This window comes from uncultured Wocania sp., from assembly GCF_964021735.1.
Classification (GTDB): Bacteria; Bacteroidota; Bacteroidia; order Flavobacteriales; family Flavobacteriaceae; genus Wocania_A.
In genome coordinates this window covers 1-24,055 of sequence record NZ_CAXIBN010000027.1, presented here as the reverse complement: position 1 = coordinate 24,055, position 24,055 = coordinate 1, and the positions used below count along the sequence as shown (strand labels likewise).

The window sequence follows — 24,055 nt, the reverse complement described above, 5'->3', positions numbered from 1 at the left end:
AGAGCGGGAGACCAGGTTCGAACTGGCGACATTCAGCTTGGAAGGCTGACGCTCTACCAACTGAGCTACTCCCGCATTAATCCTGCTACAAATATATATAAACTCTCTCTTCTGACGCAAAAAAAATCAAAGCTTTTTTAAAAAATGATACCCCAAAATTTTAAAGCCCTCATTAAAATAAAATTTGTGAGACGCAGAATTTGCAACATAAGTATTTAACTCCATGGCTTCAAACCCTTTAGCTTTTGCGTAATTATAAATCCAGCAAAAGAATTGCTTTCCTAAACCTCGTCCACGATAATCATCATCAATAAAAACATGATCAGGCTCTACACTTTTTCCAGAGTAATGTCTCGTACAAAACCATAATCCACAAACACCAATTAACTTTTTATCATCATAAACAACTGCACATTCATAGTTTTGAGTTATCATTTCTGAAAAACGTTGTTTTAAAACAGCATCAGATACTTTATTACTATTTAGTTTTTGAACTAAAGGTATCACAGAATTTATATTTTTTTTATCAATAATTTTAAAATGAAAAGACATGAAATACTTTTTTTAAGTGAAGATAATTATTTTCTAATTATTAAATAAAATATCATTATAAAGAGTGACAAAAACCTAAAAAATGTGTCCAACCATTATGTTTACAAATTCAAATAAAACAGATTATTCATATAAAGTCATTTTTTTGTAATTTTAGTATCATAAATTTATATTGATGAGAAGTAGAAATTTTAAAGTTAGATTATTAATTGGTTTGGCTATCGTAGCATTTGCATTTATTCAAAAATGTAATAGTAAAGAAAAGAATAAGTATACAGGTCGCGTACAAACTATTAATATGACTTCGGATCAAGAAATAGCAATTGGGTTACAACATGCGCCACAAATGGCTCAACAACATGGGGGATTACATCCTAATAATCAATATCAGGCTATGGTTGACGAGGTTGGCAACAAACTAGTAAATAATAGCATAGCAAAAGACACTCCTTATAAATACGATTTTCACCTCCTGGCAGATGAAAATACGATAAATGCTTTTGCGCTTCCTGGAGGACAAATTTTTATAACCTATGCTTTATTTTCTAAATTAGAAAACGAAGATCAGTTAGCTGGTGTTTTAGGACATGAAATTGGTCATGTTTTAGGTCGTCATTCAGCCGAACGTATTGCAGAAAGCGACTTTTGGCAAACTGTAACTACAGGTGCTTCGGTTGGGGCAGACATGGGTGGATTAGTAAGTGGCATTGGGCAACAAACTTTGTTGAAAAATGGTCGTGGAGACGAATTGGAAAGTGATGATCTTGGTGTTTTATTTATGCTAAATTCTGGCTATAACCCACAAGAAATGATTGGCGTTATGGAAATTTTAAAAGATGCAGCTGGTCCAAATCGAGTACCTGAGTTTCAAAGCTCACACCCAGATCCTGACAATAGAATTGAAAAAATTCAAGAATCTATAGAAAAATATAAAAATCAATAAAAAAAGCCTTGCAAAACAAGGCTTTTTCGAGTGACTAGCTCTAAATAATTGTTATATGAATAATTAATTATTTTCTAACTTAACGCTTCTTCAATAATTGACAAAGCTTCTTTTGCATTAGATTGTTTTGCATATTTCATAGCAGTTAAACCCTTATCGGACTTAATTTTTAACTTAGCTCCTTTAGATATTAAAAGCTTTAAAATGTCTGTTCTGTTAAACTTCGCTGCATACATTGCTGGTGTCATTCCATTAGATTTTTTGTTAACATCTTGGCCTAAATCAATAAGTTTCTTAACGGTTTCTATGTCTCCTTTAGCTATGGATACACAAAAAGGATTAACTTGAACTACAGATTCTACGCTATAACCTTTAGCGCTTTCATTAATAGATTTTGCATTAACAGATACTACAGAGAAGCATAATGCGATTGCGGAAATAATGATTGTTTTTTTCATGATGAAAGATTTTAATTTGATTATTGATTTCGTTTTTTGATATACTAAAGAGACGACAAAAACTTTAATCTGTTACATAAAAAAATATTAATAACATTTTTTTAACATTGATTTCACATTTTATTATGTTAAAGCTTCTTCATTGAGATACTCGCAAAAATCTTTTGTTTTAGAGCTTTTTGAAGGTTTTTTACAAGGATATTTTTTATAATCTCACTATCTTTGATTACTTAAATTTTTTTATAAAAATGAACAAAAAAGTCATCTTAATGATATTGGATGGCTGGGGAAATTCTCCAGACCCAAAAGTTTCAGCAATCGATCATGCCAATACACCATTTATAGATTCACTGTATAAAAAATATCCTTTTGCTACCTTAAGAACTGATGGATTACATGTTGGTTTACCTGAAGGTCAGATGGGAAATAGTGAAGTTGGACATATGAATTTGGGAGCTGGACGTATTGTTTATCAGGATCTAGTGAAAGTAAATTTAGCTGTTAAAAATAAAACCCTTAATACTGAAAAAGTTTTAGTTGATGCGTTTAACTATGCGAAAAATAATAATAAAAATGTTCATTTTTTAGGTTTACTAAGTGATGGTGGCGTGCATTCGCATATTAACCATTTACTAGGTTTAATTGATGCTGCTAACGATTTTGGATTAACCAACACTTATGTGCATGCATTTACAGACGGACGTGATGTTGATCCTAAATCTGGTTATGGGTTTATAACAGAATTGGAAAACCATATTGAAGACACAAACACCAAATTAGCAACTATAACTGGTCGTTACTACGCCATGGATAGGGATAAACGTTGGGAACGTGTAAAGTTAGCCTACGATGCTATGGTTAATAGCGTTGGTGAAAAATCGACTAATGCAACAAAATCTATTCAGAAAAGCTATGATAACGATGTTACCGATGAGTTTATCAAACCAATTATTATGGTTGATGAAACCGATAAACCTGTTACAAATATTGAAGAAGATGATGTTGTGATATTCTTCAATTTCAGAACAGATCGCGGTCGTGAGCTAACTGAAGCTTTATCACAAACCGATTTTCACGAGCAAAATATGCATAAAATCAATTTGCATTATGTAACGCTTACTAATTATGACGACACCTACAAAAACATTAACGTTATATTCAATAAAGATAATTTAACTGAAACTTTAGGTGAAGTTTTAGAAAAACATAATAAAAAACAAATTAGAATTGCTGAAACCGAAAAATACCCGCATGTTACCTTTTTCTTTTCTGGCGGACGCGAAACTCCTTTTAATGGTGAAACCAGAATTTTAAGAAACTCACCTAAAGTGGCTACATACGATTTAAAACCCGAAATGAGTGCTTACGAACTGCGCGATGCACTTGTACCAGAATTGCAAAAAAGCGATGTAGATTTTGTTTGCTTAAATTTTGCAAATGGAGATATGGTTGGGCACACTGGCGTTATGGAAGCAGCAATAAAAGCCTGTGAAGCCGTTGATGAATGTGTGAAAGATGTAGTTTCTACGGCTTTAAACAATGGTTATACCACCTTACTTATAGCAGATCATGGCAATTGCGAAACCATGATCAATCCAGATGGTACACCAAATACCGCACACACAACAAATCCTGTTCCTGTAATTTTAATTGATAATGAATTAAAAAATATTAAAAACGGTATTTTAGGAGATATGGCTCCAACTATATTAAAACTTATGGGCGTACCGCAACCTAAAGCTATGACTCAACATGCTTTGGTTTAAATAAATGAAAAATAAATTATTGTACTTTTGTGCTAAACTCAAGTCTATAATTTGAATGAATTTTAACAAAACACTTATAATTGCTGTAGATTTTGATGGTACTATTGTGGAAGATGATTACCCAAAAATAGGAAAACCTAAACTTTTTGCTTTTGAAACCCTGAAAAAATTACAAGAAGAAGGTCATAGACTAATTTTATGGACTTACAGGTGTGGCGAAAAGTTAAACGAAGCTGTTACCTTTTGTGAAAATAATGGCGTTGTATTTTATGCCATAAATAGTAGTTTCTCTGGTGAAGAATACAATGAAAGCATAAGTAGAAAAATTCATGCTGATTTATTTATAGACGACAGAAATATTGGTGGCTTTATAGGTTGGGGCGAAATATACCAAATGCTTACCAATACAAAACCAAACCTGCCAGAAAATAAAAAAGGTTTTTTTAGCTTCTTTAAATAAACTTTAAATTAATTCGAAATAAGCTTTATCAATAGACTCTCTATGGTCTGGATGTGCTATATCTACTAAAGCTTTAATTCTATCTTTTATAGTTTTTCCGTATAAATTAGCTATACCATACTCAGTAACAACATGATGTACATGTGCACGTGTTGTAACTACTCCCGCACCTGGTTTTAAACTAGGTACAATTCTGCTAATACCTTTGCGTGTTACTGATGGCAATGCAATAATAGCCTTACCACCTTCGCTAAGTGATGCACCTCGAATATAATCCATTTGCCCACCAACACCCGAATACATTTTTGCTCCAATTGAGTCTGCGCAAACTTGCCCTGTTAAATCTACTTCTATTGCAGAATTAATTGCAACCATTTTTGGGTTTTGTTTGATTATTGAAACATCATTTACATAATCTGAAGCTCTCATTTCTATAAAAGGATTATCATCTACATAATCATACAAACGTTTTGAACCCATCAAAAAAGTTGTTAAAGCTCTACCTGGATTAATTGTTTTATAATTCCCATTGATAACATCATTCAAAATTAAATCAATAACGCCATCTGAAAACATTTCAGTATGTAACCCTAAATTTTTATGATTTGTAAGTCGAGACAAAACAGCATTAGGAATAGATCCAACACCCATTTGCAGCGTGCTTTTATCTTCAATTAAACTTGCAACATAACCTCCAATTTTATTTTCAATAGCAGTTGGTTTACTAATATTATGTGTTGGTATTGACTCATCGCATTCTACAAATAAATCAATTTCGGTATGATGTATTATACCATCACCATGAGTTCTAGGCATTTGAGGGTTTACTTGTGCTATAACAATTTTTGCATTTTCAATAGCTGCTAAAGTAGCTTCAACCGAAACACCTAATGAGCAATATCCGTGTTTATCTGGAACAGACACATGAATTAATGCTACATCTAACGGTAATATATTCCGCTTAAACAATAAAGGCAATTCACTTAAAAAAACAGGGGTATATGATCCATTTCCTGCTGTTAACGTATGCCTTACATTACTTCCTATAAAAAATGAATTGACGTGAAAACTATTTTTAAATTCCGGGTTTGCATATCGTGTTTCGCCTTCAACATGTAAATGGCAAACCTCAACATTACGTAATTCTTCATGTCTTTCAGACATCGCATTCATTAATAACTGCGGAGCGGCAGCAGCTGCTTGAATATAAACTCTATTGTTACTTTTAATTGTCTTTACAGCTTCTTGAGCACTTACTACTTTAAACATTTTTCAAGTATTTATAGCACAAAATTATTTATTTTAAAGCTGATAAAAAATGTCAAAAGTCATATAAAGTCAGAATAATTAGAATTTTAATTTTAAGTATCTTTGCACATATTTTTTAAAAGATGATTATAGTAAAAACAAGCGAGGAAATTGAATTAATGCGAGAAAGCGCTTTGATTGTTTCTAAAACATTAGGCATACTAGCCAAAGAAGTAAAACCTGGAGTAACAACACTCCAATTAGATAAAATTGCTGAAGAATATATTAGAGAACAAGGTGCTGTACCAGGATTTTTAGGGTTATATGATTTTCCTAACACGCTTTGTATGAGCCCAAACGATCAAGTAGTCCATGGGTTTCCAACAAATGAACCTTTAAAAGAAGGAGATATAATATCTATTGATTGCGGTGCTTTAAAAAATGGTTTTTATGGCGATCATGCCTACACGTTTGCTGTTGGCGAAATTGCTCCTGAAACAAAAAAACTTCTACAAGTTACCAAAGAGTCTTTATATATTGGTATTAGAGAATTTAAAAAAGGTAATCGTGTTGGCGATGTTGGTTATGCCATTCAAAAATATTGCGAAGATCATGGTTATGGAGTCGTGAGAGAATTAGTCGGTCATGGTTTAGGAAGTAAAATGCACGAAGACCCAGAAATGCCAAATTATGGAAAACGTGGGCGTGGTAAAAAATTTATAGATGGTATGGTGGTTGCTATTGAGCCAATGATTAATATGGGAACTCAAAGAATAAAACAACATAAAGACGGTTGGACCATTACAACATTAGACAATAAACCAAGTGCTCATTTTGAACATGATGTAGCATTAGTAAATGGCAAACCAGAATTACTCTCAACTTTTGCTTATATATACGACGCTTTAGGAATTGATAGTAATGAGGAAGAGGAATTTAGACAAAAACAGTTTGTTTTATAGTTATGACTTATAAATTTTCAGACATACCAGAAAAAGACCTTGTTGAAGGTATAAAAGGAAAATATATTCATACTAATAATAATACTGTAGGGCTTATCAATATTGAAAAAGGAGCTATTTTACCAGCACACTCTCATATTCATCAACAAATTACTCAGGTAATTTCTGGTAAATTAGAAATGACAATTGATGGTATAACTCAAATCCTTGAATCAGATTCAATTACAGTAATACCTTCAAATGCGATTCACAGTGCAAATGCGTTAACAAATTGTATTGTTATTGATACATTCTTCCCTTTACGCGAAGATTATAAATAATCGCTTTTGAAAAAACTCTTCAAAATTATACTAAATGTAATTCCTAGACCTCTACTAATTAGGTTAAGTTATATTATTCGTCCTGTTTTAGCTTTCTTTTTAAAGGGAGATAAATACACCGACCCTATTGATGGTAAAAGTTTTAAAACCTTTTTACCCTACGGATATGGTAAACAACGTAATAATGTACTATCTCCATCTACATTAAGTTTAGAGCGTCATAGGCTTTTATGGTTGTTTTTAAATAATGAAACCGATTTCTTTTCAGCAGAAAAAAAAGTCTTACATTTTGCGCCAGAACAAGCATTTTACAAACGTTTTAGAAAGATGAAAAATTTGAATTACACAACTACAGATTTGAATTCGCCATTAGCAGATGTAAAAGCAGATATTTGTAATCTTCCTTTTAAAGATAATAGTTACGATGTTATTTTATGCAATCATGTTTTAGAACATATTCCAAACGACACTAAAGCGATGCAAGAATTATATCGTGTTTTAAAACCTAACGGAATGGCAATTCTTCAAATTCCGCAAGATTTAAGTAGAGCAAAGACTTTTGAAGATGATTCGATAACAGACAAAAAAGAACGTGCTAAAATATTTGGACAATACGACCATGTACGTGTTTATGGTAAAGATTATTTTGACAAACTACGAAGTATTGGCTTTAAAGTTGAGGAAGTGAATTACACATCAACTCTTTCAGATGCAGAAATAGAAAAATATTGTTTAGCTAAAGGGGAAATTATTCCAGTTTGTTATAAATAATTAATATTAAAACAAACAGATTACCACATCACATAAAAAATGTGATGTGCAATGACAACTATTCTGGAAAACCGTTTAAAGTCAAGGTTTCCAATTCTTTGTTTTCATTTTCAAAAATTAAAAACACTTTAAGTTCTGGATGTGTTTTTAAAAATGCTTTCACTTTTTCAATACCCATAGCTTTAAAAGCGGTTGCATAGGCATCAGCCATCATACAATTATCTGTAATAACAGAAATACTTAATAAGTTCGTTTTGCTTGGGTAACCCGTTTTTGTATCTATAATATGGGCATATCGGTTTCCGTTTTCATCTACTTTAAATTTTCTATAAGTTCCTGAAGTAGCCATGGCTTCATCTTTTAAAACTAAGGCTCGGTTTATTGATTGTGTACCATCAAAATTTGGGTTTTCTACGCCAACTCTCCAAGGCTTTTGTTTTTCAATATTAATACCGCTTGCTCTCAATTCGCCACCAATATCTACAAGATGATTTTTAGAGTTTTTGTTACTTAAAAATTCTGAAATAACATCAGCGGCATAGCCTTTTGCTATCGCATTAAAGTCTATAAAAGTTTCTTGAGATTTCACAACTTTCTTATCTACTAATTTTACTTTATCAAAACCTACAGACTGCATTAAGCTATCAATTTTAATGCTATCTAAATTTACAATTTTTCCTTCTGGTCCAAAATCCCATGCGTTAACTACCGCTCCAATAGTTGGATCGAATGCTCCTTTTGTAAATTTATAAATCTTCTTTGAAACAATAAACACCTTTATAAAATGTTGGTCAATTTCTACATCTTCATTTCTATTTAATTTTGAAATATCTGAATTTACTTGGTAGGTAGACATCGATTTATTTATTACATAAAACAAGCTATCAATTTGATTTTGGTAGTTAATATCGGAATCATAAGTTACTCTATAATACGTACCAAAAATGGCACCTTCTAGAATGGTGTTTTTAGGATCTTCTTTTTTACAGGAAAAAATTAAAACAAACAGAAAAGATAATATTAAAATTCGTTTCATAATAAATCCGTTATTACGAGGAGGTAATAATTCAACTTTTTTTTAATTCAAATTAGTTTCTAAAACTTGTATGCCATTATATTCTAACAAATATTCTTCATTTAAATAGATAGGCGATTTTTCATTATCTGGATTTCCTAAGCCTACACCCGCGTAAAGTACTTTAGCATCTTTTTCTCTGGCATGCTTTTTAAAGGATTCCATCCAAACTACATCATAATTATTAGGATTATCTGGTAAAATTACTGCTCGAACAATAACAAAAAAGTATTGTTTGTTTTTATCGATACACACAAATTGCGGATGCTTTTTTAGTTTACTATTTACAGCAATAAACTCAAAACCGCGTGCTTCTAAATCTTTACCAACATGATTCATGGCTAAATTGTGTAATTCTTGTGGTGTAAGTGGTTTACTCATGCTTTAAAAATAATTAAAAAACCCAACACTTTCGTATTGGGTTTAATTTATAATTAAATATCGCTTAGCGATCTATCCTCCAAAGTCATCAAATCTAATATGCTCGTCTGGGATACCAAAATCCTCTCCCATTTTCTGAACTGCTTTATTCATTAATGGTGGTCCACAGAAATACAACTCGATATCTTCTGGTGATTCATGGTGATTTAAGTAATTATCTATAACACAATTGTGAATAAATCCAACAAACCCATCACCAGGAGCATCAATATTTTCTTTTACTTTCCAGTTATCTTCTTCCATAGGTTCAGATAATGCCAAGTAAAATTTAAAGTTCGGGAAATCTTTTTCTAATGCTTTGAAATGCTCTAAATAGAACAATTCACGCTTAGAACGTCCACCGTACCAATAGGATACTTTTCTTCCAGTTTTTAAAGTTCTAAATAAGTGATACAAGTGTGAACGCATTGGTGCCATACCTGCTCCTCCACCAACATAAAGCATTTCGCTTTCAGACTCGTTGATAAAAAATTCTCCGTAAGGACCAGAAATAGTGACTTTATCACCTGGTTTCTGGTTAAATATATATGATGATGCTACTCCTGGATTAACATCCATCCATCCGTTTTTTGCACGATCCCAAGGCGGTGTTGCAATACGAACATTTAGCATGATTTCACGTCCTTCAGCAGGGTAAGAGGCCATAGAATAAGCTCTTTCCACAGTTTCAGAATTCTTCATTACTAATGGCCAAAGACCAAACTTATCCCATTCAGCTTGAAACTTGTCTGGTGTTTCATGCTCTTCGGGGTGCGCTGTAATATCCATATCTGCAAACTTAATTTCGCATTCTGGTATTTCTATTTGAATATATCCACCAGCTTTATAACCCATATCTTCAGGAATTTCAACAACAAATTCCTTAATAAAAGATGCTACATTATAGTTACGTACAACAGTTGCTTCCCATTTTTTAATACCAAACACTTCTTCTGGAATGGTGATATTCATGTCTTGTTTCACTTTTACTTGACAAGATAAACGTGCGCCTTCTTTTAATTCTTTACGTGTAAAATGAGGTGTTTCAGTAGGTAAAGCCTCTCCTCCACCTTCTAATACATGACATTCACACTGAATACATGTTCCACCTCCACCACATGCCGATGGTAAAAATATTTTTTGAGCACCTAATGTAGATAATAAACTATCTCCTGAAGCTACTTCAATTTCTCGTTCACCATTAATGGTAATTTTTACCGGACCAGATGGTGATAATTTTTGCTTTACAACTAATAGTAATGCTACTAATAACAACGTAATAATTAAAAAAGCTGTTACTGTTGCGATTATTGTTCCTAATGTACCTGCTGCCAAAATCATATTACTCATTTACTTTTATGTTGTTAGCTACCACTTTATCTTCTTTAGAATTCACTTTTACAGTTTTTTCTTCTTTTGGAGCTTCTTCATCTCCTCCAGTTAGCATACCTCCAAAACTCATAAAACCAATCGCCATTAAACCTGTAATGATGAATGTAATTCCTAATCCACGTAATGCTGGCGGTACGTTTGAATATCTAATTTTCTCACGAATTGCTGCAATTGCAAGTATCGCTAAAAACCATCCAATTCCAGAGCCTATACCATAATTTAATGCTAAACCTAAAGTTGCAATTTCACGAGATTGCATAAATAACGATCCTCCTAAAATGGCGCAGTTTACAGCAATAAGTGGTAAAAATATTCCAAGTGAGTTATATAATGATGGTGAAAACTTTTCAACTACAATCTCTACCAATTGTACCATAGTTGCAATGGTTGCAATAAACATGATAAATGATAAGAAGCTTAAATCGTAAGATGCATACTCTTCACCTAACCAAGATAAAGCCCCTGGTTGTAAAAGGTACTGATCTAATAACCAGTTTAAAGGTACGGTAATAGCTAGTACAAATATTACTGCAGCACCAAGGCCAACGGCTGTACTTACTTTTTTAGAAACCGCAAGGTAAGAACACATTCCAAGGAACGTAGCAAATACCATGTTGTCTATAAATATTGATTTGAAAAATAATTCTATATGTTCCATATTTTTTAGTCTTCAGTTTACAGTTTGCAGTCTTCAGTTTAAGCATTGACTGCCAACTGTGGACTGTTTTACGGCCTACTTATTTAATGATCTTCTATTAATGCTTTATTTCTACTACGTTGTACCCAAATAATAATACCTACTACAATTAATGCCATTGGTGCTAAAAGCATAAATCCGTTATTTTCATAACCTGTAGAATACAATCCTGTTTTAGCAATTGGATCTCCTAAAACTTTAAACCCTAATAAAGTTCCAGAACCTAATAATTCTCTGAAGAATCCAACAATTATTAAAATTAAACCGTAACCTAAAGCATTACCAATACCATCTAAAAACGATTTCCAAGGTCCATTACCTAAAGCAAAAGCTTCAAAACGTCCCATGATAATACAGTTTGTAATAATCAATCCTATAAAAGCTCCAAGCTCTTTACTTAATTGATATGAAAAAGCTTTTAAAACTTGATCAACAATAATTACTAGAGCTGCTACAACTGTAAGTTGTACAATGATTCTAATTTTAGAAGGAATAATATTTCTCATTAAAGAAATAACGACGTTACCGATTCCTAATACAAAAATTACAGATATTGCCATTACAATTGATGCCTTTAATTGCGCCGTAATTGCTAAAGCAGAACAAATGCCTAATACTTGTATAGTAATCGGATTATCATCTGCTAATGGGTCTAAAATTAATTTGCCATCTTTTTTTGAAAGTAAGCCCATATAATTATTGTTTTAATGTTTTAAAATAAGGCACATAAAGTCTAAGTTCAGACTTTATCATTGCTGCTACGCCGTCTCCTGTAATAGTAGCACCTGCGATAGCATCAACCTCATTATCGTTTTTATCTTTATTTAAAGGATCTGCGTTACTTTTAGAAATATTTATTCCGACAAAGTCACCTGATTCATTTAGTAAGTTTTCGCCAATAAAATCATCCATAAAGAAACGTTCTTTAATATTCGCTCCTAAACCAGCTGTTTCTCCCTGATGATCGAAATAAGCACCTTGAACAACCATGTTTTCATCCATAGATACAAATGCCCAAACTGCGTCCCAAAGGCCTTTTCCTCTAATTGGTGCTATATAATATGTTTTACCATCTTTCTCACCAATAAACAAAGGCAATTTTCTTTCTGTTCCAGACTTCGCATTAGATTGTTGTTTTTTAACATCTATTAAATATGCTTGATCATCTTCTGAAATTTTTTCACCTTGAATAACTAATTGTTTTGTAATGTATTGTTTAAATAATTCTGGAGCTTTTTCAGTTGAAACAAAAGTTGCACTACTCTCATCATTTTCATTTACGCCCATAGCATACAAAATATTTTGTTGCTTTTCTAAACGTTTGTTTTCATCAATTCTTGGTCTTAAAGACGATGCTACAAAAGCCAAAAGTGATCCAACAACTATTACCATGCCTATGGCAAAAAATATTGTATATGAGTTTTTATCTGTTCTCTTTTCCATCGTTAGGCTGTTTTTGCTTTTAGACGTTTCATTCTTTGTTTCACATTACCTTGAACTACGTAATGATCAATCGTTGGTGCAAACACATTCATTAGCAGAATAGCTAACATTACACCTTCTGGATATGCTGGATTGAATACACGAATCATAATAGAAATGAATCCTATTAAGAAACCATAAATCCATTTACCTTTATTGGTTTGCGATGCCGTAACTGGGTCGGTTGCCATAAAAACCGTACCAAATGCAAAACCACCAATTAATAAGTGATGCCACCATGTTGTGCTCATTAAACCATAAAATTTACTGCTTTCTGTTATCCATCCAGAATCTACAACACCATTAAAAATTAATCCCATAGCTATAGCTCCTAAAACAGACGATAGCATAATTCTCCAACTCCCTATTTTTGAAAAGATTAAGAATAAACCGCCTAATAGAATTAATAAAACTGAGGTTTCTCCAACTGAACCTGGGACGAACCCTAAGAACATGTCCATAACTTCATAACCTGCTGCTTTTCCTTGAGCTAAACTTCCTAATATAGTTTCACCAGATATAGCATCAAGGTTTGCTCCTTCCGCAATTTCTTTAGTGCGTTCTACAGCACCTTCAACCCAAACTTTGTCTCCACTCATCCAAGTTGGATAAGCAAAGAATAAGAATGCACGAATAGTTAATGCTGGATTAAGAATATTCATTCCTGTACCACCAAAAACTTCTTTACCAATAACAACACCAAATATTACGGCTACTGCTAACATCCAAAGTGGAATATCAACTGGTACAATAAGCGGCACAAGCATCCCTGTTACTAAATAACCTTCTTCTACTTCATGACCTTTAATTATGGCAAAAATAAACTCAATTCCTAAACCAACACCGTAAGACACAATTACTAGTGGTAATATTTTCCAGAAACCAATCATAAAGTTAGCCATAGTCCAAAACTCTGAACTAAAGAACCCACTTGTGACTGCTTGAATTTCTCCTACTTGTAAATTGTGTTGATAACCAGCATTAAACATTCCGAAAATTAAACACGGAATCATTGCCATAATTACCGTATTCATGGTACGTTTTAAATCATCGGCAACTTTTATATGAGTTCCATTATGAGTGGTCTCATTTGGTAAGTATAAAAACGTGTGGATTGCAGAAAATGCAGGTAACCACTTTTTGTTTTTGTTTTTCTCCTTAAAACTATGTAATGTTTCTTTTAAACCCATTATCCTATCTCTTTTAGCATTAAGTCTAATCCTGCTCTTATAATTTTTTGATGTGGTTGTTTAGACACACAAACAAATTCTGTTAATGCAAAATCTTCGGGCGCCACTTCGTACATTCCTAAAGCTTCCATTTCGTCTAAATCTTGATACAAGCAAGCTTTTAAAATTTGCATTGGATATATATCTAAAGGAAAAACCTCTTCGTAAGTCCCAGTTGTTACAAAGGCACGATGTTCACCATTAGTATTAGTGTTCAAATCATACTTCTTATTAGGGTTTAACCAAGAAAACGTCATGGCTCTTGATGTAGAGATTTTGTTAAAAATAGGTTTATTCCATCCAAATAATTCGTAATCATCTCCTTCTGGAATTACGGTAATTACATTACTGTAATAATCTAAACAACCATCAGGTTGAATCTGTTTTCCACTTAAAACATTACCAGAAATTATACGCGCATTTGCATCTTTTGAAATGCCTTTGTCGTAAACCATAGTAGCTGCTTCACTAGCAATTTTAGTAACGAAATATCTTGGTTTCTCTACTGAAGACCCTACTAAAGCTACAATACGTTCTGCGTTAAATTTTCCTGTCAGCAAAAGCTCTCCTATAATAACTAAGTCTTGAGGGTTAACTGTCCAAACTACTTCTCCTTTATTAACAGGATCAATTTTATTAATTTGTGTGCCTACATTTCCTGATGGATGTGGCCCAGAAACTTTATGAATAGTTGCTCCTGAAACATTAGCCAATGGTGAATTAGAATTTTTACCAAGAGACACATGTACTTTACCTTCAGTAAGCATAGAAAGTGCAGTAATAGCTGCTTGCAACTCTGCCTCTTTTCCTTGTAAAGTAAAATCTAAATCGGCTGCTAATGGTGCACTAGCATATCCAGAAACAAAAATTGCTTTTGGCAATTTATTTGGGTTTGCAATAACATCATACGGACGTTGTTTTACAAATGGCCAACAACCTGTTGCTAGTAAATGTGCTTTAACACTTTCGGCAGTAGCTCCATTCAAATCGAACTTTCCATGATCTAAGTAAGCTTGTGTTTTATCTGCTTCGATCTTAATAGCATCAATGCGTCGTTTAGGACCACGAAGCACTTCAATTATCTTTCCTGAAACGGGCGATGAAAACGTAATAGCTTCATGAGACTTATCATAAAACAAAGTATCTCCAGCTTTAACTAGAGCACCTTCTTTTGCAACAAGCTTTGGAATAACGCCGTGAAAATCTTCTGGCCTTATGGTGTAGTAGTTACTGATAATAGCCTGTTCAACAGTTTTCTCAGCTTCACCTTTAAGTTTAATGTCCAGACCTTTTTTAATACGAATGTCGTTTGACATATTTATTTAATTGAAATTAGTTGTCTAAAAATCCGTGCAAAAATACGAATTAATAGCTATAAAATTAGCTCAAATAAAGCCTTGTTATTTATTTATATTAATTCTAAATAACAAGAAGTGTTTAGGCATTATATTTGTTTATCTTTATACAAAATTTAGCTTAAAAATGTCATCAAAGTTTAAACAAACCATCGTTTTTCTATTTTTTCCTTTAATAATTCTATCACAAGTCAAGGAAATTAATCCTCCTGATTATATTAAAACTATTGCTTTTAAAAGCAACACAAAAGAAAGCCAGCTTCCTATTTTAAAACTTGGAGAATATTTAGTTTTAGAATTTGATGCCTTAAATGGTAATGAAGAAGATTATTACTACCAAATTGAACATTTTAATTTTGATTGGACACCCTCAATTTTAGTTAAATCTGAATATATGGATGGTTTTGACAATCAACGCATTCGTGATTACGAGAATTCCTTAAACACTTATCAAATATATTCACATTACAAACTCACCATTCCTAATACACAAACTAAAGGTTTAAAAGTCTCTGGTAATTATATGTTAAGTGTTTTTAATGATGATGACGAGCTTATGTTTTCCAGAAAATTTATGATTTACGAAAACAAAACCAACGTAGGCGTTAGTATAAAACGCTCAAGAGACATTCAGTTTATAGAAGAAAAACAACGTGTAGATATTGTTATTTCATCAAACGATATGCAATTAAACAACCCAAAACAAAATGTAAAAACATTAGTAATTCAAAACAATAATTTAAACACAGCAATTTCAGATTTAAAACCTCAATACACCATAGGTAATAAACTGATTTACAAATACGATACCGAATCTAGTTTTTGGGGCGGAAACGAATATTTATATTTTGAAAACAAAGACATAAGAGCTGCAAACATTGGTGTACAACAGGTTGAATTACAAGACTTATATCATAATTATTTATTCGCAAATACAGTAAGAGCAAGCAAACCATACACGTACAATCCAGATATTAATGGAAACTATTTAGTAACTAATGTTGATGCTGATGACCCAAGTATAGAAGCCGATTATGTTTGGGTGCACTTCTCGTTAATCGCAAATAAAGCTATAAAAGATAAATCCATTCATATATATGGCAACTTTAATAATTACGCCATTGATGAGAGTACCAAAATGACTTACGACGATTACAACCAAGTTTTTACAAATGCACTTTTACTAAAGCAAGGGTTTTACAATTACAAATATGTAATTGTAAATAATAGTGATAACATTGAAGAAGGTACCATTAGCGGAAATTACTATCAAACCGAAAACAATTATAAGGTTGTAGTCTATTACAGAGATTTGGGTACACGATACGACAAAATAATAGGTTTGGGCGAAGGCAGTTCGGTTAATATTTCCAATTAACACTAAATAAATATACCGTTCAACTAATATTTTCAATCATTGGTGTTAAATTTTGTTATTCTCAATGTAATATTCATTATTTTAGCCGACTAAACGCATTGTATATCAATAGTTAACATGGTTCAACAAGTTACAAGTGGCATAAAAATTTCGGTCGAGACCAATTTCGAAGGCTCATTTTATAAAAATTATAAAATACAGTTTGCTTTTGGATACACGGTAACTATTGAAAACCAAAGTAAAGACTCAGTACAGCTTAATGCACGCCACTGGGAAATTATGGATGCCTTAAATAATGTTGAAGTTGTAACTGGCGAAGGCGTTATTGGCGAAAAACCTGTTTTAAAACCAGGAGAATCGCATACCTATACTTCGGGTTGCTTATTAACATCGCCTTTTGGCGCTATGCAAGGGCATTACAGTATGGTAAACTTTACTACCACTAAAAAGTTTCAAGTTACCATTCCTACATTTAAGTTAAGCGCGCCTTTTGCGATAAATTAGCTCGTTATTCTAATCCGCCATTGCGAATCACGCTTTTTTGTGTGATGTGGCAATCTCATAATCAATATTTAAATACATTAATTTTATCTATAATTTGGGCGTTACCTTTCAGGTCGGGCTTTCACTACTTGCTTCCTCCTTCGTCGGCGAGCTCAAACATACCGCTCTATCCCTAACGCGGGCTAGTTTGCCATAAATAGTATCCAATTTGCAATCACTTTCTTATCCGCTAAATCCAGAGAATTTAAAATTAAAATGGATTTGGAGAAAAAAGAAATCAAACCTTCCTATCAAACCTAAAAACCCTCCCATTCTGCTCCACATTAAAAAATTCACAATTAGAATAATGCACAAATTTATATGCTAAACTATAATTAAAAGCTGCATCTTCAACTTTAAAAATAACATCACAATCAATATTTCCATAAGGTGAAATACGCCTAAAACGGTATTCAGTTTTACTTTCTAAATCGTGTAGTTCAAACCAAGCTCCAGCAGCAATTCCAGAAAGCCATTGTGCTTTTTCATGTAAACCTTCAACTGGTTTCGGGTGTTGTGTTCCTTTCAAATTAACTTTGTGATCCTTTAGTTTATCTAAAAAACAACGTACATTTTCACTTTTTTGAGAACCTTCAAATTTCGAAATTTCACCGGTTTCACTTACTTCAAAAGGATGATTTTCAGTATCAGCAAGCAGAACATTACCAACCGTACTTGGTGTAAACCATTTAGAATTTTCAAGTTTCTTTTTAATGTTTAAATCAGTTACCGAGGCAATCAATGTATCGGTCACAAAACGAGCGCAATTACAAGCTTCTTTTATAAACGCTGCATAACGTATAAAATGTTTGTTTTGCATTTTAGTAATATGTTTACGCGCTTTTTTGTAATCAACGGCATTACAAACCGATGCTACTAATTTACCATCGCCATGTGTTAACTTTGGGTGTGTTGCTAAAAACTCTAAAATAGGATTCAGATTTTTTAGTTCACCATTTTCAATTTCTGCTTTTAACGGAAAATGCAATTCATTATCGGTATCTCTTCCTCTTACTCGACCATTAGGTTCTGGGGTAATGTAGCGCCCAAAATCATGATATTCTAAAACACCTGTTTTTTTATCAATCAAAACTAAAGCAGCATGTCCTGCTCGTAAATAATTGGTTTTGCCAACACCTAAAAAACGTAAAAAAGGGGAAAACCACTCTTCAGAAACCATAACAATGGTATCTGGATATGCAAGTGTTAAAATAATACCAGAATTATTCATTTACTACCTGTGGACTATGGAAGTTTTTTGTTGTAACCGCATTATCTACAAGACTTTCGTAATGCATTATTAGGTTACCATCAGACTTTTCAATTTGTGTAATACTTGTTGTTTTTACAAATCCGCGATTCATAATTACACCATAATCATCATTATTTATTCCAGCTGTTTTGTGGAATTTCAGTAATGCATTTTTATCTAATTCATTTTCAGCTTTAAAATCTTCAAACCATTGTAATCGTTCAGCTTTCATAGTTTCTGAATACAAAGTTGTTGACGACCAAATATTAGGTTCAGAAGGCAAAACTTTAAAATGTTTATCGGTTCCGTCCCAAACTAATTCATGAAATTTTAGTGTCGTATTCCAATCTACAATCACCATTGTAAAAGGTTCAATGTCTTCAAAATTATAAGTATTAACGGTGTGTTCTAAATTATCAGAAATCATAAAATGGTTAGCTACCACACCTCTACTCAATCTGTATTCAGCTTTTCGTTTATGATAGGCAAATCCACCATTAAGCACACAAATTACTCTGTTTTTTTCACTTACACCAATCCAAGTACCACCAGACAACTCATCTTTTGGAAACAACAGTTTCGTATTATTAATAGTATAAAATTCAGGTTTTAATGACACTCTGTTTGGTGCTTCATCTCGATTTGAGGTTAACACAAAGTCATTTTCACCTTTAGGAATTAAAGTTACTGTACACATAAAAACTGTAGTCTTAAAACGGCTTGGCAACTTACAAAAAATAAACAAATATTAACTTCGATTTAATATGTCTTACGATTTAAAAATGATTATAAAATTCGTAAATTTGCAGCTCAAATTTTGACAATTCAATAAAACACACAATAATGGGAAAAGGATTTTTTAACGTACCAGTTGCTATTAATGAGCCAGTTAACGGATTTGCTCCAGGTTCGCCAGAACGTGACGCTGTTCTTAAAGCTTACAAAAACATGTTTAACAGTAAAATTGATATACCTATGTATATTAACGGACAAGACGTGACTACTGGAAACACTAGAACGATGTCGCCTCCACACGACCACAAACATGTTGTTGGAACGTATCATTTAGCAGAAAAAAAACATGTTGACGATGCTATTGCTACCGCTTTAGAAGCTAGAAAAAGCTGGTCGCTAATGCCATGGGAGCAACGTGCTGGTATCTTTTTAAAAGCTGCCGAATTAATTGCTGGACCCTATAGAGCAAAAATAAATGCTGCAACCATGATGGCGCAATCTAAAACGGTGCATCAAGCCGAAATTGATGCTGCCTGCGAGTTGATTGATTTTTTACGTTTTAATGTTCAGTTTATGACGGACATTTATATGGAACAACCCGAAAGCACAAGTGATGCTTGGAATCGAGTTGAATATCGTCCACTTGAAGGATTTACGTATGCCGTAACACCTTTTAACTTTACTGCTATTGCTGGAAACCTTCCTGCTTGTATGGCATTAATGGGTAATGTTGTGGTTTGGAAACCAAGCGATAGCCAAATATATTCGGCGAAAGTCATTATGGATGTATTTAAAGAAGCTGGCGTTCCTGCAGGTGTTATTAATGTTGTTTTTGGTGATCCAGTTATGATTACTAATACTGTTTTAGCAAGTCCAGATTTTTCTGGTTTACACTTTACAGGTTCCACATACATTTTTAAAGAATTATGGAAACAAATAGGAAACAACATCCATAACTATAAAACCTATCCAAGAATTGTTGGAGAAACTGGTGGTAAAGATTTTATTGTCGCTCACAAATCTGCAAATGCTAAACAAGTAGCAACAGCTATTGTTCGTGGTGCTTTTGAATTCCAAGGTCAAAAATGTAGTGCTGCTTCTCGTGCTTATATTCCACAAAGTCTTTGGGCAGATGTTAAGAAATATGTTATTGAAGATGTTAACTCATTTAAAATGGGTTCTCCAGAAGATTTAAGCAACTTTATCACCGCAGTTATTCATGAAGGGTCTTTCGATAAACTAACTAAATATATTGATGCCGCTAAAAATGATGCCGATGCCGATATTATTGTTGGTGGCGGTTACGATAAAAGCAAAGGCTACTTTATTGAACCAACGGTTATTGTAACAACCAACCCAAAATACACCACGATGTGTACAGAGCTTTTTGGTCCTGTAATTACCATTTATGTTTATGAAGATGACGCTTACGCGGAAACTTTAAAACTGGTAGATGAAACTAGCGAATATGCATTAACAGGCGCTATTTTATCAACCGATAGATACGCAGTAACACAAGCTACGGAAGCATTACAAAATGCCGCTGGAAACTTTTACATCAACGATAAGCCAACGGGTGCAGTTGTAGGGCAACAACCTTTTGGTGGTGCAAGAGCATCTGGAACTAATGATAAAGCAGGTAGCGCCCAAAACTTATTACGTTGGGTATCGCCTAGAATGATAAAGGAAACCTTTGTTACACCTACGGATTATAGATATCCTTTTTTGGGAGAATAAATTCCTGAGAATGCAGGAATCTTATGGTTGAGAATACTAATTTTTAATATACAAAGAGACTGTCTTAATTAAGACAGTCTCTTTTTTGTTCTACAAAGTTTTAGTTTTAAGCTACTTGATTTTATCAAAAAAAATGTCGAGATTCGTTTCACATTGTATACCACCCATTTGCTAAACTTGCCTATGCCGAATTTATTTCAGTATATCAGTATTAAAACGAATTTGTTTATTATAAGGTATAAAACCAAAACCATGAAACTAAAATTAATATTACTTTTTTTAATTTGTAATACAATAATTATTAACGCATCTCAAGTAGATACCGTTATGGTTGTAAGTAAATCCATGAATAAACCAATTCCAAATATTGTAATAATACCAGATAATTATTCTACTCAAAATAAAAAATTTTCAGTATTATATTTACTTCATGGTGCTGGTGGAAATTACACAAATTGGATAACAAAAGTTCCCAGAATAAAAGAATATGCAGATAAATATAATATTATAATTGTTTGTCCTGATGGCGGTCTTACTAGTTGGTATTTTGATAGCCCCATAGATGAAAAAATGAAATATGAAACCTATCTTTCTAAAGAACTCATTGATGCAATAGACAAAAAATATAATACATCAGCGAAAAAATCTGCTAGAGCTATTACAGGTTTAAGTATGGGAGGGCATGGTGCTTTTTATCTGGCTTTTAAACATCAAGATGTTTGGGGAGCAGCTGGGAGTATGAGCGGAGGAGTAGATATTCGTCCTTTCCCAAATAACTGGGACTTAAATAAACGATTAGGGAGTTATTCTGACCATCAAGAATATTGGGAGAAAAATACGATAATTAATATGGTTTATAAGCTAAACCCAGACAGTTTGAAACTCATATTTGATTGTGGAATGAATGACTTTTTTTACGATGCTAACAAAAGATTACATGAGAAGTTGGCTGAAAGAAATATACCTCATGACTATATTGAACGCCCAGGGAGACACAATTGGGATTACTGGTCGAATTCAATAAAATATCAACTTCTATTTTTTGACGATTATTTTAAATTATAATAAAGCAATATAACAGTGTACAAAAATAATAGCTAGTTCAATAGTGAATTTCAGTATTGCAATCTACTTTAATAATTCTATTTAGCATGAATAAAACATATAGCTTACTACTATTATTACACTAGCCTTTAAATTAAAACTAAAAATTATCATGTAATTTACAAACTTGATGAGATACTGAAACACTGAAATAAATTCAGAGTAAGCAAGTTCAGCATAAGAAAAGACATTACCTTTTGACTTCACTCAAGATAAACTACAAGCCTGACGCACTTTTGCCTCTAAGAGCAAAAGTCGTTAACTTCAAATAAAAATTAATTAAATTTGAAAAACGTGTCCCCCTTTCTAATTTAATAAACGTCTTAGCTATATAAACTTTAAAACATATAATTATGAAAGAATTTATGATGATTTTTATAGGTGCAGATTACACCGAATTAGGGCTTTCTCCAGAAGATCTTCAAAGTAGAATGGGTAAATGGTTTGCATGGAATGATAAAATGACACAAGCTGGTATTGTGAGCCATGGCAACGCCTTAACACCACAGATACGCCGTATTGTTGGTAAAAACAGAACGGTAACCGATTTAACTTCGGCAGAAGTTAAAGAAATTGTTGGTGGTTATTATATAGTGAAAGCTAAAGATTTTGATGCCGTTGAAAAAATTGCTGAAGACTACCCAGATTATGACCTTGGAGGCACTTTAGAAATTCGTGAAATCATGGTATTCGACCAATAATGGAACAAAAACTCATAGACCATCTTTTCCGTTATCATAGCGGAAAGATGGTTTCTGTTTTAATTCGAATTTTTGGACTTAAGCATCTCGATATTATTGAAGATGCGGTACAAGACACGTTTATAAAAGCTAGTATTAGCTGGCGAACTAAACAACCAGACCATCCTGAAGCGTGGTTAACCCAAGCGGCTAAAAACAGGGTTTTAGATATTTTTAGAAAACTAAAAAATGAGCGCAGACACCAACCTAACATCAATCAAGGAACGGACGCTATTGCCATAAATGAGCTTTTTTTAGATTCAGAAATTGAAGATGCACAACTTAGAATGATATTTACGGCTTGTCACCCAAAGTTAAATTCTAGGGATCGTATATCATTCGCATTAAAAACCGTTTCTGGTTTTAGTATTAAAGAAATTTCATCAGCATTACTCACCAAAGAGGACACTATAAAAAAACGATTGCTACGAGCACGTAAAACAATTAAGCAATCACAATTAAAATTTAAAATTCCTCAAGGCAAAGCCTTACCTCAGCGTCTAGAAAGTGTTATGGAAATTTTGTACCTTATTTTTAACGAGGGCTTTCATTCTAATAAAAAAGAGGTATTAATTCGCAAAGAGTTGTGTGGTGAATCGATGCGTTTAACCCAAATACTTTTAAAAAACACCCTTACAAGAACGCCCGAAGTTTATGCTTTATATGCTTTAATGTGTTTTCATTCGGCTCGATTAGAAACCAAAACTAATGTCCAAAACGAACTTTTAGATTTAAAAAATCAGGATAGAAATTTATGGTATTTTCCGCTTATAGAATTAGGAAATATTATGATGAATAAAGCAGTAGCCGAACACACCGAGTTTTCGTGTTATCATTACGAAGCCGCCATTGCAGCTGAACATTTGCGTGCCAAAACTTTTGAAGATACTAATTGGGAGAAAATTCACTATTGGTATCAATGTTTAAATACTTTGCAGCCTATGCCAATTCATGTGTTAAATATGGCTGTGGTTTGTATTCAAAATCAAGATTTTACCATAGCAAAAATGTATTTAGACGATATTAAGCCTAAAGATTTTGAACAACGTGCCTATTTGTTTTATGGTGCCAAAGCTGACTACTACGCTAATACTAACAACAGTAACGAAGCCATTAAATATCTTGATTTGGCTTTAAATGCTGTGACTAATACATTAGAAAAAGTCTATTTACAGAAAAAAAAATTAAAATTACTTAACTATAAATAAAACACTATTCAATAATAATTTTTTTATTAATTTTTCCTTTTGTTGTATTTAATTGTACAATATAAACTCCAGTAATAACTGATATTTGCTTAGATGTTTTATTGGAAATATAGTCTATAAATTTTACTTTTTGCCCAATAATATTATATAGCGTAATACTTAAAAGCTCTCGATCATTTAGTCCTATTACTTTTAATTCTGATATAGATTCATCAAAATAAATTGAAA

The 24,055-nt window shown here is 32.8% G+C and carries 26 protein-coding genes and 1 tRNA gene; 12 read left to right on the top strand and 15 right to left on the bottom strand.

Annotated features, from left to right (window positions below):
* Positions 1 to 2: 2 nt before the first annotated feature.
* Positions 3 to 75: transfer RNA gene (locus tag AADI82_RS04100), tRNA-Gly, on the bottom strand.
* Between the two features lie 51 nt (positions 76 to 126).
* A complete protein-coding gene (locus AADI82_RS04095) occupies positions 127 to 552 on the bottom strand; it encodes a GNAT family N-acetyltransferase (RefSeq protein ID WP_341215189.1) in 426 nt (141 codons plus the stop codon).
* A gap of 175 nt (positions 553 to 727) precedes the next feature.
* Here AADI82_RS04095 and AADI82_RS04090 point away from each other — a divergent pair, with 175 nt between their 5' ends.
* A complete protein-coding gene (locus AADI82_RS04090; RefSeq protein WP_341215188.1) occupies positions 728 to 1,495 on the top strand; it encodes a M48 family metalloprotease in 768 nt (255 codons plus the stop codon).
* A 74-nt stretch (positions 1,496 to 1,569) separates the two neighbouring features.
* On the opposite strand, the gene AADI82_RS04085 is transcribed toward AADI82_RS04090, so the two are convergent.
* Positions 1,570 to 1,953: an ankyrin repeat domain-containing protein gene (locus AADI82_RS04085; protein ID WP_034041285.1), complete on the bottom strand. Its 384-nt coding sequence runs from the start codon at positions 1,951 to 1,953 to the stop codon at positions 1,570 to 1,572.
* Between the two features lie 248 nt (positions 1,954 to 2,201).
* Between AADI82_RS04085 and gpmI the strand changes: the two genes are divergently transcribed.
* Together gpmI and AADI82_RS04075 are read left to right on the top strand one after the other, a co-directional pair.
* Positions 2,202 to 3,719 carry a 2,3-bisphosphoglycerate-independent phosphoglycerate mutase gene (gene gpmI, locus AADI82_RS04080; protein ID WP_341215187.1) on the top strand — a complete coding sequence of 506 codons (1,518 nt, stop codon included), beginning with the start codon at positions 2,202 to 2,204 and terminating at the stop codon, positions 3,717 to 3,719.
* 55 nt (positions 3,720 to 3,774) lie between these two features.
* The gene (locus AADI82_RS04075; RefSeq protein WP_341215186.1) at positions 3,775 to 4,179 is read left to right on the top strand and encodes a hydrolase; all 405 of its coding nucleotides are present in this window, start codon (positions 3,775 to 3,777) and stop codon (positions 4,177 to 4,179) included.
* A 3-nt stretch (positions 4,180 to 4,182) separates the two neighbouring features.
* Here AADI82_RS04075 and AADI82_RS04070 read toward each other — a convergent pair whose 3' ends face one another.
* Entirely contained in the window at positions 4,183 to 5,448 is a 1,266-nt protein-coding gene (locus AADI82_RS04070) for an acetyl-CoA hydrolase/transferase C-terminal domain-containing protein (protein WP_341215185.1), read from the bottom strand.
* A 122-nt stretch (positions 5,449 to 5,570) separates the two neighbouring features.
* Here AADI82_RS04070 and map point away from each other — a divergent pair, with 122 nt between their 5' ends.
* Genes map through AADI82_RS04055 form a run of 3 tightly spaced genes read left to right on the top strand, consistent with a single transcriptional unit; the run spans position 5,571 to position 7,480 of the window.
* Positions 5,571 to 6,389, top strand: coding sequence for a type I methionyl aminopeptidase (gene map, locus AADI82_RS04065; protein WP_341215184.1), 819 nt, complete (start codon positions 5,571 to 5,573; stop codon positions 6,387 to 6,389).
* 2 nt (positions 6,390 to 6,391) lie between these two features.
* Positions 6,392 to 6,709 (top strand): cupin domain-containing protein, encoded by a 318-nt coding sequence (locus tag AADI82_RS04060; protein WP_034041293.1) that lies wholly within the window; start codon positions 6,392 to 6,394, stop codon positions 6,707 to 6,709.
* Between the two features lie 6 nt (positions 6,710 to 6,715).
* Positions 6,716 to 7,480, top strand: coding sequence for a methyltransferase domain-containing protein (locus AADI82_RS04055; RefSeq protein WP_341215183.1), 765 nt, complete (start codon positions 6,716 to 6,718; stop codon positions 7,478 to 7,480).
* Positions 7,481 to 7,538: 58 nt separating this feature from the next.
* Here the strand turns inward: AADI82_RS04055 and AADI82_RS04050 are convergent, their stop codons facing one another.
* The 8 genes from AADI82_RS04050 to AADI82_RS04015 all read right to left on the bottom strand — a co-directional run bounded on the left by AADI82_RS04050 (position 7,539) and on the right by AADI82_RS04015 (position 15,091).
* Positions 7,539 to 8,516 carry an FAD:protein FMN transferase gene (locus AADI82_RS04050; RefSeq protein WP_034041297.1) on the bottom strand — a complete coding sequence of 326 codons (978 nt, stop codon included), beginning with the start codon at positions 8,514 to 8,516 and terminating at the stop codon, positions 7,539 to 7,541.
* 42 nt (positions 8,517 to 8,558) lie between these two features.
* Positions 8,559 to 8,936 (bottom strand): hypothetical protein, encoded by a 378-nt coding sequence (locus tag AADI82_RS04045; protein ID WP_034041299.1) that lies wholly within the window; start codon positions 8,934 to 8,936, stop codon positions 8,559 to 8,561.
* A gap of 72 nt (positions 8,937 to 9,008) precedes the next feature.
* Entirely contained in the window at positions 9,009 to 10,316 is a 1,308-nt protein-coding gene (gene nqrF / locus AADI82_RS04040; protein ID WP_341215190.1) for an NADH:ubiquinone reductase (Na(+)-transporting) subunit F, read from the bottom strand.
* A gap of 1 nt (position 10,317) precedes the next feature.
* Positions 10,318 to 11,025: an NADH:ubiquinone reductase (Na(+)-transporting) subunit E gene (nqrE, locus tag AADI82_RS04035; RefSeq protein ID WP_341215182.1), complete on the bottom strand. Its 708-nt coding sequence runs from the start codon at positions 11,023 to 11,025 to the stop codon at positions 10,318 to 10,320.
* Between the two features lie 83 nt (positions 11,026 to 11,108).
* A complete protein-coding gene (locus tag AADI82_RS04030) occupies positions 11,109 to 11,756 on the bottom strand; it encodes an NADH:ubiquinone reductase (Na(+)-transporting) subunit D (protein ID WP_034041305.1) in 648 nt (215 codons plus the stop codon).
* A 4-nt stretch (positions 11,757 to 11,760) separates the two neighbouring features.
* Positions 11,761 to 12,507, bottom strand: a complete 747-nt coding sequence (locus AADI82_RS04025; protein ID WP_341215181.1) for a Na(+)-translocating NADH-quinone reductase subunit C — start codon at positions 12,505 to 12,507, stop codon at positions 11,761 to 11,763.
* 2 nt (positions 12,508 to 12,509) lie between these two features.
* Complete coding sequence (locus AADI82_RS04020; protein ID WP_341215180.1) at positions 12,510 to 13,736, bottom strand: NADH:ubiquinone reductase (Na(+)-transporting) subunit B; 1,227 nt, start codon at positions 13,734 to 13,736, stop codon at positions 12,510 to 12,512.
* Positions 13,736 to 15,091, bottom strand: a complete 1,356-nt coding sequence (locus tag AADI82_RS04015) for a Na(+)-translocating NADH-quinone reductase subunit A (RefSeq protein WP_341215179.1) — start codon at positions 15,089 to 15,091, stop codon at positions 13,736 to 13,738. The genes AADI82_RS04020 and AADI82_RS04015 overlap by 1 nt, the downstream gene beginning before the upstream one ends.
* A 166-nt stretch (positions 15,092 to 15,257) precedes the next feature.
* On the opposite strand from AADI82_RS04015, the gene AADI82_RS04010 reads away from it, so the two are divergent.
* Complete coding sequence (locus AADI82_RS04010; RefSeq protein ID WP_341215178.1) at positions 15,258 to 16,508, top strand: DUF5103 domain-containing protein; 1,251 nt, start codon at positions 15,258 to 15,260, stop codon at positions 16,506 to 16,508.
* 117 nt (positions 16,509 to 16,625) lie between these two features.
* Positions 16,626 to 17,012 (top strand): Co2+/Mg2+ efflux protein ApaG, encoded by a 387-nt coding sequence (gene apaG / locus AADI82_RS04005; protein ID WP_034041315.1) that lies wholly within the window; start codon positions 16,626 to 16,628, stop codon positions 17,010 to 17,012.
* Positions 17,013 to 17,289: 277 nt separating this feature from the next.
* Here the strand turns inward: apaG and AADI82_RS04000 are convergent, their stop codons facing one another.
* Both AADI82_RS04000 and AADI82_RS03995 read right to left on the bottom strand, forming a co-directional pair.
* A complete protein-coding gene (locus tag AADI82_RS04000) occupies positions 17,290 to 18,282 on the bottom strand; it encodes a DUF6695 family protein (RefSeq protein WP_341215177.1) in 993 nt (330 codons plus the stop codon).
* Complete coding sequence (locus AADI82_RS03995) at positions 18,275 to 19,000, bottom strand: NRDE family protein (RefSeq protein ID WP_341215176.1); 726 nt, start codon at positions 18,998 to 19,000, stop codon at positions 18,275 to 18,277. Before AADI82_RS03995 ends, AADI82_RS04000 begins: the two co-directional genes overlap by 8 nt.
* 146 nt (positions 19,001 to 19,146) lie before the next feature.
* Here AADI82_RS03995 and pruA point away from each other — a divergent pair, with 146 nt between their 5' ends.
* The 4 genes from pruA to AADI82_RS03975 all read left to right on the top strand — a co-directional run bounded on the left by pruA (position 19,147) and on the right by AADI82_RS03975 (position 23,827).
* Entirely contained in the window at positions 19,147 to 20,775 is a 1,629-nt protein-coding gene (gene pruA / locus AADI82_RS03990; RefSeq protein ID WP_341215175.1) for an L-glutamate gamma-semialdehyde dehydrogenase, read from the top strand.
* A 252-nt stretch (positions 20,776 to 21,027) separates the two neighbouring features.
* Positions 21,028 to 21,840: an alpha/beta hydrolase family protein gene (locus tag AADI82_RS03985; RefSeq protein ID WP_341215174.1), complete on the top strand. Its 813-nt coding sequence runs from the start codon at positions 21,028 to 21,030 to the stop codon at positions 21,838 to 21,840.
* 392 nt (positions 21,841 to 22,232) lie between these two features.
* Positions 22,233 to 22,580, top strand: coding sequence for a YciI family protein (locus AADI82_RS03980; RefSeq protein WP_341215173.1), 348 nt, complete (start codon positions 22,233 to 22,235; stop codon positions 22,578 to 22,580).
* Positions 22,580 to 23,827 (top strand): sigma-70 family RNA polymerase sigma factor, encoded by a 1,248-nt coding sequence (locus AADI82_RS03975; RefSeq protein ID WP_341215172.1) that lies wholly within the window; start codon positions 22,580 to 22,582, stop codon positions 23,825 to 23,827. The genes AADI82_RS03980 and AADI82_RS03975 overlap by 1 nt, the downstream gene beginning before the upstream one ends.
* 4 nt (positions 23,828 to 23,831) lie before the next feature.
* Here AADI82_RS03975 and AADI82_RS03970 read toward each other — a convergent pair.
* Positions 23,832 to 24,055 (bottom strand): T9SS type A sorting domain-containing protein (locus AADI82_RS03970; RefSeq protein WP_341215171.1); only part of this gene is annotated, 224 nt, incomplete at its 5' end.

Bases quoted from the DNA above. Each gene is read 5' to 3' on its own strand.
- AADI82_RS04095 (WP_341215189.1), bottom strand. From the start codon at position 552: ATGTCTTTTCATTTTAAAATTATTGATAAAAAAAATATAAATTCTGTG.
- AADI82_RS04090 (WP_341215188.1), top strand. From the start codon at position 728: ATGAGAAGTAGAAATTTTAAAGTTAGATTATTAATTGGTTTGGCTATC.
- AADI82_RS04085 (WP_034041285.1), bottom strand. From the start codon at position 1,953: ATGAAAAAAACAATCATTATTTCCGCAATCGCATTATGCTTCTCTGTA.
- gpmI (WP_341215187.1), top strand. From the start codon at position 2,202: ATGAACAAAAAAGTCATCTTAATGATATTGGATGGCTGGGGAAATTCT.
- AADI82_RS04075 (WP_341215186.1), top strand. From the start codon at position 3,775: ATGAATTTTAACAAAACACTTATAATTGCTGTAGATTTTGATGGTACT.
- AADI82_RS04070 (WP_341215185.1), bottom strand. From the start codon at position 5,448: ATGTTTAAAGTAGTAAGTGCTCAAGAAGCTGTAAAGACAATTAAAAGT.
- map (WP_341215184.1), top strand. From the start codon at position 5,571: ATGATTATAGTAAAAACAAGCGAGGAAATTGAATTAATGCGAGAAAGC.
- AADI82_RS04060 (WP_034041293.1), top strand. From the start codon at position 6,392: ATGACTTATAAATTTTCAGACATACCAGAAAAAGACCTTGTTGAAGGT.
- AADI82_RS04050 (WP_034041297.1), bottom strand. From the start codon at position 8,516: ATGAAACGAATTTTAATATTATCTTTTCTGTTTGTTTTAATTTTTTCC.
- AADI82_RS04045 (WP_034041299.1), bottom strand. From the start codon at position 8,936: ATGAGTAAACCACTTACACCACAAGAATTACACAATTTAGCCATGAAT.
- nqrF (WP_341215190.1), bottom strand. From the start codon at position 10,316: ATGATTTTGGCAGCAGGTACATTAGGAACAATAATCGCAACAGTAACA.
- nqrE (WP_341215182.1), bottom strand. From the start codon at position 11,025: ATGGAACATATAGAATTATTTTTCAAATCAATATTTATAGACAACATG.
- AADI82_RS04030 (WP_034041305.1), bottom strand. From the start codon at position 11,756: ATGGGCTTACTTTCAAAAAAAGATGGCAAATTAATTTTAGACCCATTA.
- AADI82_RS04025 (WP_341215181.1), bottom strand. From the start codon at position 12,507: ATGGAAAAGAGAACAGATAAAAACTCATATACAATATTTTTTGCCATA.
- AADI82_RS04020 (WP_341215180.1), bottom strand. From the start codon at position 13,736: ATGGGTTTAAAAGAAACATTACATAGTTTTAAGGAGAAAAACAAAAAC.
- AADI82_RS04015 (WP_341215179.1), bottom strand. From the start codon at position 15,091: ATGTCAAACGACATTCGTATTAAAAAAGGTCTGGACATTAAACTTAAA.
- AADI82_RS04010 (WP_341215178.1), top strand. From the start codon at position 15,258: ATGTCATCAAAGTTTAAACAAACCATCGTTTTTCTATTTTTTCCTTTA.
- apaG (WP_034041315.1), top strand. From the start codon at position 16,626: ATGGTTCAACAAGTTACAAGTGGCATAAAAATTTCGGTCGAGACCAAT.
- AADI82_RS04000 (WP_341215177.1), bottom strand. From the start codon at position 18,282: ATGAATAATTCTGGTATTATTTTAACACTTGCATATCCAGATACCATT.
- AADI82_RS03995 (WP_341215176.1), bottom strand. From the start codon at position 19,000: ATGTGTACAGTAACTTTAATTCCTAAAGGTGAAAATGACTTTGTGTTA.
- pruA (WP_341215175.1), top strand. From the start codon at position 19,147: ATGGGAAAAGGATTTTTTAACGTACCAGTTGCTATTAATGAGCCAGTT.
- AADI82_RS03985 (WP_341215174.1), top strand. From the start codon at position 21,028: ATGAAACTAAAATTAATATTACTTTTTTTAATTTGTAATACAATAATT.
- AADI82_RS03980 (WP_341215173.1), top strand. From the start codon at position 22,233: ATGAAAGAATTTATGATGATTTTTATAGGTGCAGATTACACCGAATTA.
- AADI82_RS03975 (WP_341215172.1), top strand. From the start codon at position 22,580: ATGGAACAAAAACTCATAGACCATCTTTTCCGTTATCATAGCGGAAAG.